11 protein-coding genes are annotated in these 11,429 nt (G+C 66.7%); 2 read left to right on the forward strand and 9 right to left on the reverse strand.

Annotated features, from left to right (window positions below):
* Positions 1-32: 32 nt before the first annotated feature.
* Together ACLBYA_RS13155 and ACLBYA_RS13160 are read right to left on the reverse strand one after the other, a co-directional pair.
* Complete coding sequence (locus ACLBYA_RS13155; RefSeq protein WP_447709845.1) at positions 33-2,081, reverse strand: NAD(+) synthase; 2,049 nt, start codon at positions 2,079-2,081, stop codon at positions 33-35.
* 15 nt (positions 2,082-2,096) lie between these two features.
* Positions 2,097-3,041 carry a phosphotransferase gene (locus ACLBYA_RS13160; RefSeq protein ID WP_447709846.1) on the reverse strand — a complete coding sequence of 315 codons (945 nt, stop codon included), beginning with the start codon at positions 3,039-3,041 and terminating at the stop codon, positions 2,097-2,099.
* A gap of 38 nt (positions 3,042-3,079) precedes the next feature.
* Between ACLBYA_RS13160 and ACLBYA_RS13165 the strand changes: the two genes are divergently transcribed.
* The gene (locus ACLBYA_RS13165; protein WP_447709847.1) at positions 3,080-3,916 is read left to right on the forward strand and encodes an SIR2 family NAD-dependent protein deacylase; all 837 of its coding nucleotides are present in this window, start codon (positions 3,080-3,082) and stop codon (positions 3,914-3,916) included.
* Here ACLBYA_RS13165 and ACLBYA_RS13170 read toward each other — a convergent pair.
* Positions 3,913-5,178: a cytochrome P450 gene (locus ACLBYA_RS13170; protein ID WP_447709848.1), complete on the reverse strand. Its 1,266-nt coding sequence runs from the start codon at positions 5,176-5,178 to the stop codon at positions 3,913-3,915. The two genes, ACLBYA_RS13165 and ACLBYA_RS13170, sit on opposite strands and share 4 nt — an antisense overlap.
* A gap of 75 nt (positions 5,179-5,253) precedes the next feature.
* Between ACLBYA_RS13170 and ACLBYA_RS13175 the strand changes: the two genes are divergently transcribed.
* Positions 5,254-5,880 (forward strand): TetR/AcrR family transcriptional regulator, encoded by a 627-nt coding sequence (locus ACLBYA_RS13175; RefSeq protein ID WP_447709910.1) that lies wholly within the window; start codon positions 5,254-5,256, stop codon positions 5,878-5,880.
* A 13-nt stretch (positions 5,881-5,893) separates the two neighbouring features.
* Here ACLBYA_RS13175 and ACLBYA_RS13180 read toward each other — a convergent pair whose 3' ends face one another.
* The 6 genes from ACLBYA_RS13180 to rplU form a co-directional block, all read right to left on the reverse strand.
* Positions 5,894-7,186: a protoporphyrinogen/coproporphyrinogen oxidase gene (locus ACLBYA_RS13180; RefSeq protein ID WP_447709849.1), complete on the reverse strand. Its 1,293-nt coding sequence runs from the start codon at positions 7,184-7,186 to the stop codon at positions 5,894-5,896.
* Positions 7,187-7,189: 3 nt separating this feature from the next.
* On the reverse strand, positions 7,190-7,813 hold the full coding sequence (locus ACLBYA_RS13185) for a PIG-L deacetylase family protein (RefSeq protein ID WP_447709850.1): 624 nt from the start codon (positions 7,811-7,813) through the stop codon (positions 7,190-7,192).
* Positions 7,814-8,047: 234 nt separating this feature from the next.
* On the reverse strand, positions 8,048-9,160 hold the full coding sequence (proB, locus tag ACLBYA_RS13190; protein WP_447709851.1) for a glutamate 5-kinase: 1,113 nt from the start codon (positions 9,158-9,160) through the stop codon (positions 8,048-8,050).
* A gap of 61 nt (positions 9,161-9,221) precedes the next feature.
* Complete coding sequence (gene obgE, locus ACLBYA_RS13195) at positions 9,222-10,661, reverse strand: GTPase ObgE (protein WP_447709852.1); 1,440 nt, start codon at positions 10,659-10,661, stop codon at positions 9,222-9,224.
* Positions 10,662-10,765: 104 nt separating this feature from the next.
* A complete protein-coding gene (gene rpmA, locus ACLBYA_RS13200; RefSeq protein ID WP_019513236.1) occupies positions 10,766-11,032 on the reverse strand; it encodes a 50S ribosomal protein L27 in 267 nt (88 codons plus the stop codon).
* A 47-nt stretch (positions 11,033-11,079) separates the two neighbouring features.
* A complete protein-coding gene (rplU, locus tag ACLBYA_RS13205) occupies positions 11,080-11,403 on the reverse strand; it encodes a 50S ribosomal protein L21 (protein WP_447709853.1) in 324 nt (107 codons plus the stop codon).
* Positions 11,404-11,429 lie beyond the last annotated feature (26 nt).

Below are 11,429 nucleotides of genomic sequence, written 5' to 3' on the forward strand. Positions count from 1 at the left end.
CCGAAGCTACTCGCCCATCGGGACGGGCGCGGTCAGTTCTCCGGGATGTCGCGTTCGATGGCCTCCAACCAGATCCGCGCCGACATATCCGACGGTGCGCGCCAGTCGCCGCGCGGGGACAACGACCCACCCGAGGACACCTTCGGACCGTTGGGCAGCGCGGACCGCTTGAACTGGGAGAACGAGTAGAACCGCTGCGCAAACACCGTCAGCCAGCGCCGAATCTCGCCCAACGGGTACTGCGGCCGCTTGTCCAGCGGATAGCCCAGCGGCCAGTGACCGCGCTCGGCATCATGCCAGGCATGCCAGGCCAGGAAGGCGACCTTGGCCGGGCCGAATCCGTGCCGAAGCACCTGGAACAACGAGAAGTCCTGCAGCGCATAGGGACCCACCTTGGCCTCGCTGCTCTGTACCTGCTTCCCGTCGGCCGACGGGACGAGTTCCGGGGTGATCTCGGTGTCCAGCACCGACTGCAACACCTCGTCCACCTCGTCGGTGAACTGGCCCGACGAGATGACCCACCGGATCAGGTGCTGGATCAGGGTTTTCGGCACCCCGCCGTTGACGTTGTAATGCGACATCTGGTCGCCGACACCGTAGGTGGACCAGCCCAGCGCCAACTCCGACAGATCCCCGGTCCCGAGCACGATGCCGCCGTGCTGGTTGGCCAGCCGGAACAGATAGTCGGTGCGTAGGCCGGCCTGGACGTTCTCGAAGGTGACGTCGTAGACCTTCTCACCGCGACCGAAGGGATGGTCCATCTCGGTGAGCATCAACTCGGCGGTCTGCCGGATGTCGATCTCGCTGAACGTCACACCCAGGGCCTTGCTCAACGCCATGGCGTTGCCCTTGGTGTGGTCGCTGGTCGCGAAACCCGGCAGGGTGTAGGCGAGGATATCGCTGCGTGGACGGCCCTCCCGGTCCATCGCGCGGGCCGCGACGATCAGCGCATGGGTGGAGTCCAGGCCGCCGGACACCCCGATGACCACCTTCGGATAGTTCAGCGCGCGCAGCCGCTGTTCCAGGCCGGATACCTGGATGTTGTACGCCTCATAACAATCCTGTTGCAGCCGAGCGGGATCCGAGGGAACGAACGGAAACCGCTCGACCCGTCGGAGCAGTCCGATGTCGCCGGACGGCGGATCGACGGTGAACTCGACGCGGCGGAAGTCCTGACCGCCGCGCTCACGCGCTTCATGTTGTGCATTGTCGTCGAAACTACCCATCCGCAACCGCTCGGCACGCAGCAGCGATACGTCCACATCGGCGGTGCTGCGCCGCTCCCCTTTCGGGAAACGTTCCGACTCGGCGAGCAGGGCACCGTTCTCGTAGATCATCGTCTGGCCGTCCCAGGCCAGGTCGGTCGTCGACTCACCCTCCCCCGCCGCCGCATACACGTAGGCGGCCAGGCAGCGTGCCGACGCCGACCGGGCCAGCAGCTTGCGATCGTCGGCGCGGCCGATGGTGATGGGGCTACCCGACAGGTTGGCCAGCACCGTGGCCCCGGCCAGTGCCGCGTGCGCACTCGGCGGCACCGGCACCCACATGTCCTCACAGATCTCGACGTGCAGCACAAAATCGGGTCGGTCGGTGGCCTCGAACAGCAGGTCGGGACCGAACGGTACGTCGTGACCGTCGAGCCGAATCGTCCCGCTCTGCCCGTCACCGGAGGCGAGCTGACGTTTCTCGTAGAACTCGCGATAGGTCGGCAGATACGACTTGGGCACCACACCGAGCACGGCACCGCGATGGATCACCACGGCGGTGTTGTAGACGCGATTGCGGTAGCGCAGCGGCGCGCCCACCACCAACACCGGCAGCAGATCCACCGACGCCGCCACCACCGTGGCCAGCGCCTCCTCGACGGCGTCGAGCAGGGTGTCCTGCAGCAGGATGTCCTCGATCGAGTACCCGGACAACGTCAGTTCCGGGAACACCGCCAGCGCGACACCGTCGTCATGCAATTCCCTGACCATCTGCAACACCGATTCGGCGTTCGCAGCGGGGTCTGCCAGCGTCGTGTGGTGCGTGCAGGCGGCGACCCGCACGAATCCATGGCTGTAGGCCGAGTAGAAGTCCACCCGGCCATTCTGGCATCACACCCCGTGGCGCCAGGTCTCGATTGCCTGGCCCAGTCCGTCGGCCAGCACCGGCAGTTGCGGGACGAGCACCGCGCAGCTGACGAATTGCAGGCCCCTCGCGGTGTCCATCAGCTGCTGCACCTCGGGGTCGGTGCGGCGCAGCCCGAAGGCGACGGCGGCCTCGTCGTACTCGGCGACGGACGACGGCCCCATCATCGCCAGATCCCATTCCACCGGACCTGCGCAGACATCCTCGAAATCGGCGAACTTGATTCCGGACCTGGTGCGAATGACATTGTGCGACGGACCATCTCCCTGCACCGGTTGTACGCCGACATGCGGGTACCGCGCGGCGAAGGCGTCCCGGTCACCCAGCACCGGCCACAGCGCCGCGAATTGCGCGCGGGCCCGCTCGATATCGCCGGCGCTCAACAGTTCCGAGGGTTCCAACGCCACGAACATGTCCGGCGCCGCCTCGGTGAAGGGCACCAGGAACGGCAGCTCCCCCGGGTACCCGGCCATCCCGGCGTGCAGTTCGGCGCTCTTGCCGATGGCGACACCCGAATAGGGTTGATGATCATCGGCCACATCGGCGAGCTCCCAGAATGTCATCGGGAAACCCTCGTGGCGCACCGGTGTGCGCGGGACCAGCGGGCTCGGTGGCACCACCGGGACATCCTGGGCGTCCAGCCACGCGACCACATCAAGCTCGCGTTGCTGGCGGACGTGCTGTCGCGCGGGGGTGTAACCCGGAGGCAGCACCACCGGGATGCGGGCCACCACCGGTGCCGGTTCCAGGTGTACGACGACCGAGAACACATCGTGCAGGATCGTCGCGTTATCGACGGTCAGACCCAGTGCCCGACCCGCGTCGAGCGCAGCGTGTGCGGCCCGCGCCGCCCGGTCGGCCAGTTGATCAGGGGAAAGCCACGCCGCCGATCGGGTCGATCTATCAGGCATGAGCTCCACCCTGCCACGAGCCGCCTATCCTCGTTTTCATGGAAGCCCCGGAACTGGTCGCGACCCTGGCCGGGCGCCGCGTCGCGGTGGTGACCGGGGCCGGGATATCCACCGATTCCGGCATCCCGGATTACCGCGGTCCGGATTCCCCACCGAGCAATCCGATGACGATCGCCCAGTTCCGCTCCGATCCGGTGTTCCGGCAGCGCTACTGGGCGCGCAACCACGTGGGTTGGCGGCACATGGACGACACCGTGCCCAACGCCGGGCACCGGGCGTTGGCCCAGCTCGAACACGACGGTGTGCTCACCGGGGTGATCACCCAGAATGTCGACCTGCTGCACACCAAGGCGGGCAGCCGCACGGTGATCGATCTGCACGGCACCTACCGGCAGGTGGTGTGTCTGAACTGCGGCCAGACCATGACCCGGGAGTGGTTGGCCGACGAGCTCGAAGCCCTCAACCCCGGATTCGCCGAACGGGCCGAGCAGGTCGGCGGGATCGCGGTGGCCCCGGATGCCGACGCCGTCATCACCGACACCTCCAGTTTCCGATATCTGGACTGCCCACGGTGCGGCGGCATGCTCAAACCCGATATCGTCTATTTCGGTGAGAGTGTGCCCAAGGAGCGTGTCGGACAAGCCTTCTCGTTGGTCGACGCCGCCGACGCGCTGTTGGTCGCGGGCTCGTCGCTGACGGTCTTCTCCGGCTACCGGTTCGTCCGGCACGCCGCTGCGGCCGGTATGCCGATCGCGATCATCAATCGCGGGCCCACCCGCGGTGACGCACTGGCCACGGTGAAGGTCGACGGCGGCTGTTCGGAACTACTGACACTGTTGGCCGGCGAGCTGCCCGTGGCGATCTCGGCACGCTAGAACGTGCAGGGCAGTGCGCGGATCGCGTGAATGAAATTGCCTGCCACATAGGACGGTTCACCGGCCTGGATATCGGGAATCTGACGAAGTAGTTCGCTGAAGATCGCCCGCAACTGCGCCCGCGCCACATGCGCGCCGAGGCAGAAATGCCGACCGCCGCCACCGAATCCGACATGCGGATTGGGGTGCCGCCCCAGGTCGAGCCGGTGCGGCGTGTCGAAGACAGTGCTGTCCCAGTTGGCCGACGAGTAGAACATCACCACCTTGTCACCGGTGGTGATCTGCTGCCCGCAGAGCTCATAATCCGATGCCGCGGTGCGCCGGAAGGTCATCACCGGGGAGGCCCAGCGGACGAACTCTTCCACCGCCGTACCGATCCGATCGTCGAAATCGGCCTGAAGCCAAGCACGTTGGGCCGAGTCCTCGGTCAGTGCCAGCAGCGCGTGGCTGGTCGTCTGGCGTGTGGTGTCATTGCCGGCCACCGCCAACAGCACAAAGAAAGCCGCCACCTCGGGATCGGTCAACCGGGAGCCCTCGACCTCGGCCTGCACCAGCGCGCTGAACAGGTCGTCGCCCGGGTTCTCGCGACGCTCGGCGGCCAACGCCAGTGCCACCTGGTGTAGGTACATCTGGTTGGTGACCAATACCTCCAACGGATTCCGTCCGTCGAGATACACCGGGTCACCCCAGGAGACCAGCGCATCGGCGGCGGCAGCCACCTGGTGACGTTCGGATTCGGGGATGCCGACCATGTCCGACAGCGTCCGGATGGGCAGCTCCTTGGCACACAGGTCGACAAAATCCGCCCCACTGCCCGCCGCCCGCAGCTCGGCGACGATATCGGCGGCATTGGCCTTGATGGAATCCTCGATACGGCGCACCTGCCGCGGCGTGAACGCCGAGTGCACCACTTTGCGGATCAGGGTGTGCCGGGGCGGATCCATGGCCAGGAACGACTGCGAGGCCTCCAGCAACTCCTGCGGGACGTTCTCGAACAAGACCCCCTGCCCGGACAGGAAGACCTCGCTGTTGCGACTGACCTCGACGACATCGGCATGCCGGGTGACCGCCCAGTAGCCACGATCCGTCGCATCCGGCATCAACGAGTCCTCGACCGGCGGGTGCCAGCTCACCGGACGCTCGGCTCGCAACTGGGCGAACGAGGTTTCACGGTCAGCCGCGGTGGTGGCCCAGAACGCCCGCGACGACAGATCGATGGGGTCGTAGGCGCGGTCCAGCGGTGTGATCGGTGACACAGTCATGCGTTTGACAATAAGCCTAGACAGCCTGTCTAGGCAAGGTGCGACATGGCCCGATACGCTGGACCCATGGCATCGGTGACTCGGACGACCCGCAAGCCGCAGGTGAACCGTCGCGAACGCCGCGAACAGATCGAACGACAGCTGCTCGACGCGACCGACCGCCTGATGGCCGACGGCGCCAGTTTCACCGAGCTCAGTGTGGACCGGCTGTCCACCGAGGCCGGTATCTCGCGGGCGAGCTTCTACATCTACTTCGAGGACAAGGGCGATCTGCTGCGGCGGCTGGCCCGGCAGGTCTTCGGGGACCTGACCGATGACGCCGCGCAGTGGTGGACGGTGGCCAGCCGTCGCAACCCTGCCGACATCCACGCCGCGATGACGCGCCTGATCGCCAGCTACCGCCATCATCAACCGGTGCTGATCGCTTTGAACGAAATGGCCGCCTATGACGACCAGGTCGGCGAGACCTATTCCGAACTGCTGACCGGTATCGCCGCCCAGTTCACCGAGGTGATCGAGGCCGGCCAGGCCGACGGGTCGATCCGCTCCGGGCTGCTGGCCGGGCCAACCGCCAGCAGTCTGGTCTGGATGGTGGAACGGGTCTGCCAGCAGAATCTGCCCACCCAGCCGGCGAGTTATGACACCGAACTGGCCGCCGCGCTGACCGAGATCATCCGGGGTGCTCTGTATTTGGAGGGGTGAACCAGTTGGAGGGCTAGAACCGCTCCGGGTGCCAGTACACATCCTCCGGACTGCCGGACACGGCATGATCGACCGCTTGGCGGCCCTGCATGTAGCCGTAGTCCTGGTTCGAGGATTCGTAGCGCCAGCCGCCGAACCGACCGCGGCTGTAGATACCCTGTGCGAGAAGATGATCGTCGGCCTCGCGCAGCAGCTCGTCACGCCCCAGGGTGGGCACCGGATAGCCGAGCTCCAGCGTTGTGACGAACCGGCTGACCACCTGATCCGGGTCCGCGCCGAGCCGGTGCAGCGACGCCACCACACCGGCCACCGCGTCCGGTGCCGAGACCGCCGAGTCGGCGAAAATCGGTACCTCGCAGAGGATGTTCCACCGTCCCGGGCCGGCGTTGGCCGCATCGTAATTGCTCAACATGGTGGCCCGATACCAGGGCACCGAGTCGTGCGGGCAGTACACCCACGTCTTGTCCGCCAGTGACGGCGGCGGCTCACCCCGGTATCCGATTCCGACGGCATGCAGGCGGCTGGCTTGCAACGAACCCGTCCGGTCGGACCAGCCGACCCAGTCGAGTGTGGTCGTCACCGGCGCGGTGGTGATGCAGTACTGGTAGGACACCGTGCTGCCGTCGTCGAGGGTGGCGGTGCGGGCCGACGCGTCCAGCGCCAACACTGTCGTGTTGAGCCGCACCGAATCCGGCGCCATCAGGCGATCGTGCACGCCCCGCCACAGCGCACCGGTTCCACCCACCGGATAAGGGAATGTCGACGCGGGTGCGGTCATCGTCCCGGCGAGTGCCAGCACCGGCACGTTACGGGCGTCGCTACCGCTACGCAGCGAGGTCCACTCGTCGTCGATCTGATCGAGCGGCAACGTCCACATCTTGCGGTTGTATGGCTCGAAGAATTCGTCGTAGAGCCGTTGCCCGAAGTTGTTGCGGTAGTAGTCGGCGAGGTGGCGCACCGGCGCATCGGGGCTCAGGTCGGCCGGGATCTCGTCGAGTTGCTGCTGCACCGGGGTCGGCACCAGGCTTGCCGGACCGTCACCACGCAACCACACCCAACCGTTGCGGGCCACGTGGTTCAGCGCGATACCGCTGGCGACCACCGCATCATCGAACTCGGGGAAATGGCTGTGCAGCACGTGACCGCCGAGGTCCCAGGTGAAGCCCGCGTCATCGGTGACCGAAGCCGACATGCCGCCAAGCTGATCACGCGCGTCGACCACCAGATGATCGATCCCGAGTTCGGTGAGTCGGACTGCGGCGCCGATCCCGGTGGTGCCGGCGCCGATCACGAGAAAGGTTGGCACCGGCTAGAAGTCGACGACCTGGCGGATCGGTTCGAAACCCTCGGCGAACGGGCGCCGGCACAGGAACCCGTAGTGCTCGGCGGAACTGCGCACCCAGGATGCGCTGACCTTCTCACTGGCCTCGGCCTGCGAGACGTGGCACATCAGTGCTTCGATCTTCTTGTCCAGGGAATCCGAGATGTCGATGAACGCAGTGGGATTGAAGCCCACCGCGGACGGACCGCCGTAGGCCATGATGGTCGACACCCAGCGGGCCGCGCCCATGGTGCACCGCGAGACCACGCGGTGATCCTGGTGGCTGTCGTTGGCCATGTGGGTGTAGACCACCGTCGCCGAGACCTGTTCGATGGCGTCCTCGATCAGGTGCACGAGTTCGAACTCCTGCAGGGACACCCGGCAGTCCAGAAAGCCCTCGCCCCAGATCAGGCGGTCGATGCCGAGAACCTCGATGGCGGCGGTCTGTTCGGCGACGCGTTGCGCCGACCGGCCCGGTCCTTCTTCGCCGCGGGTGACAACGAGCATCGTGACGCGGTCACCGGCAGCAACGTGCTTGGCGAGTGCGCCACCGCAACCCAATTCGATATCGTCGGGGTGCGCCCCCACCGCGAGAACCGAACGACGTGTCATGCCCCCAGCTTTCAGTTTGCTGACACCTGATTTTGATGGAGCATACCTCGTCATTAGACCGCATGTCGGCATTAGCTCAACCGACGATCATCCGGCGTCGGTAGCGGCAGATTCTGTCAAACGGCAAATTCAGACCGAAAGCCCTAGCAAACATTGCTATTGACGCGAACGTTATCTGAAAACAGCATTAGCTACCAGCGACGTTTGCTGCGCGGACGCTCGTCCGCACCGGGCTCAGACCGCGACGAGATCGTCGGCATGCACGGCCGGGCGACGTAGTTCCGGCGGCAGATCCGGGGTCGAGCGCCCGATCATGGCGGCGAGTTCGACGGCGTCATAGGCCACCACACCACGTGCGACGGTCGGTCCGTCGGGGCCACGCAGTTCCACCACATCCCCGCCGTGGAATCTGCCCGATACCGCGGTGATCCCGGCGGGCAGCAGTGAGCGCCGGCCCTGGACGACCGCGCGCACCGCACCCTCGTCCAGGGTCAGCACCCCCGTCGCCTCCGCGGCGTAGCGCACCCAGAACCGTCGCGCCGACATCCGCTCCGGGCGCGGCGCGAACACCGTTCCCACCGAGGCGTCACCCAGGGCTGCGCCCGCATCGTCCGCCGCGGCCAGCAGCACCGGGACACCCGCATCGGCGGCCAGTAGCGCCGAGGACAACTTCGAGGCCATGCCACCGGTGCCCAGGCTGCTCCCCCGCCCGGCGACCACACCGTCCAGGTCACCGGTGGCAGCCACCTCCGGGATGAATCGGGCCGGATTCTCGGCGGTCGCCTTGCGCGGATCGCCATCGTAGAGCCCGTCGATATCCGATAACAGCACCAGCGCATCGGCGCCGACCAACTGCGCCACCAGAGCCGAGAGCCGATCGTTGTCGCCGAATCGGATCTCGTTGGTGGCCACCGTGTCGTTCTCGTTGACGATCGCGACCGCGTGCAGTGCCCGCAGCCGGTCCAAGGTGCGCTGCGCGTTGTTGTGCTGGACCCGCATCGCGATGTCGTGCGCGGTCAGCAACACCTGACCGACGGTGCGGTCGTACCGTGCGAACGCCGTACTCCACGCGTTGACCAGCGCCACCTGACCGACACTCGCGGCGGCCTGTTTGGTCGCCAGATCGGTCGGCCGCTTGCTCAGGCCCAGGGGTTCGATTCCCGCCGCGATGGCACCCGAGGACACGATGACAACATCGGAACCGGCGCGCATCCGGCCCTCGATTGCCTCGACGAGATTGGCCAGCCGACCCGCGTCGAACACCCCGGTGGGAGTGGTCAGCGCCGTGGTGCCGATCTTGACGACGACGCTGCGGGCGGTCCTGACGGCCTCCCGGGTCTGACTCATTCGCCCGCCTCGCAGACTCGGCCGACGAATGCTGGATCATGATTCGCTCCGCGAGCGTCGCTCATTCGCTGCTCTCCCGGCGGGCCTTTCGTGCCGCCTTGCGCTCGTCGGCCGATACCCGCTCGGTCTGCTCGAGTCGGACATCGGTGCCGCGACCGGACATCAGGGTGTCGACACCGGCCGGGGTCTGCGGCTCCCAGTCGAAGGTCACATCGCCGATCGTCACCGCGCAGCCAGGGGTGGCCCCCTGCTTCATCAGCTCGTCCTCGACGCCGAGACGCGCCAACCGGTCACCCAGGTAGCCGACGGCCTCGTCGTTGTCGAAGGCGGTCTGGGCGATCCAGCGTTCCGGCCGCGTGCCGCGCACGATGAAGCCGCCCTGACCGTCGGGCTTGACGGTGAAACCGGTCTCGTCAATCGGCACGGGTCGGATGACCTGACGGCGCGGCGCCACCTCGGGTTGCGCGGCACGGTAGGCCGCGACCATGTCCCACAGCGCGAAGATCAACGGCCGCAAACCGTCCCGGCTGACGGTCGAGATCTCGTGGACCGGCCAACCGTACTTCTCGGCAACCTCGTCGCGGACGAAGTCGGCGAGTTCACGGGCGTCGGGCACGTCGATCTTGTTGAGTACCACCGCCCGTGGCCGGTCGGCCAGGTCACCGAGCGTCGAATCCCCTTGCAGGGTGGGCTGATACGCCGCCAGCTCGGCCTCGAGTGCGTCGATATCGGAGATCGGGTCACGTCCGGGCTCCATGGTGGCGCAGTCCACCACATGCACCAGGACCGCGCAGCGCTCGATGTGACGCAGGAAGTCCAGGCCGAGGCCGCGGCCGTCGGATGCGCCGGGGATCAGACCGGGCACATCGGCGACGGTGAAGGTGTGATCGCCCGCGGAGACCACACCGAGATTGGGTACCAGCGTGGTGAAGGGGTAGTCGGCGATCTTGGGTTTGGCGGCCGAGATGGTGGACACCAGTGAAGACTTACCGGCCGACGGGAACCCGACCAGGCCGACGTCGGCGACGGTCTTGAGCTCCAGCGTGAGATCGCGGATCTGGCCCTTCTCACCCAACAGGGCGAAGCCGGGGGCCTTGCGCGCCCGGGAGGCCAGCGCGGCATTACCGAGCCCGCCGCGACCACCCACGACGGCCTCGAAGCGGGTGCCGACGCCCACCAGATCGGCGATCAGCCGGCCGTCGCCGTCGAGCACCACGGTGCCGTCGGGCACCCTGACCTCGAGATCCGCGCCGGCGGCACCGTCGCGGTTGCTGCCCGCGCCCTGCTTACCGGACGGGGCCACCACGTGCGGATGGAAGTGGAAGTCGAGCAGCGTGTGTACCTGCGGATCGACGACAAGCACGATACTGCCGCCGCGGCCGCCGTTACCGCCGTCGGGCCCGCCGAGGGGCTTGAACTTCTCGCGGTGGACGGACGCGCAACCGTTACCGCCGTTGCCGGCCTGCGCGTGGATCACCACACGGTCGACAAACCGGGGCATGAGGAGATCCTTCCAGACAAAATGAAGCTGCTGCGAGTGTTCTCTGGAGAACTCGCAGCAGCTTCACTGTTCGCGGACGGTCCCGGAGGACCGTCCCGTAAAACCTAGGCCTCCGAGCGCACGAGGCGGACGATGTTGACCGTCCGGCGACCGCGCTTGGCGCCGAATTCGACCACGCCCGGGGCGGTGGCGAACAGGGTGTCATCGCCGCCACGGCCGACGTTCACGCCTGGGTGGAAGTGCGTGCCGCGCTGGCGGACGAGGATCTCGCCGGCCTTGACGACCTGGCCGCCGAAGCGCTTGACGCCGAGCCGCTGGGCGGCTGAGTCGCGACCGTTACGAGAGCTGGATGCGCCCTTCTTATGTGCCATTTCAATGACTCCCTACTGAACTAGTTGGTGACTCGCCTGGCGGCTCGTCACGCGATTCCGGTGACCTTGAGCACGGTCAGCTGCTGACGGTGACCCTGCCGCTTGTGGTAGCCGGTCTTGTTCTTGAACTTGTGGATGCGGATCTTCGGGCCCTTGGTGTGCTCGAGGACCTCGGCGGCGACGGCGACCTTGGCCAGGTCGTCGGCCGAGGTGGTCACCTTGGAACCCGCGACGACCAGTGCCACCGGCAGCGAGACGGAGGAGCCCGGCTCGGACTCCAGCTTCTCGACCTTGACGATGTCCCCGACGGCGACCTTGTACTGCTTGCCGCCAGTCTTGACGACTGCGTACGTGGCGTTATCGGCTGCCATGGTGGATCTACCTCTGCTTCGTTCGT

Source organism: Mycobacterium sp. C31M (assembly GCF_053345865.1).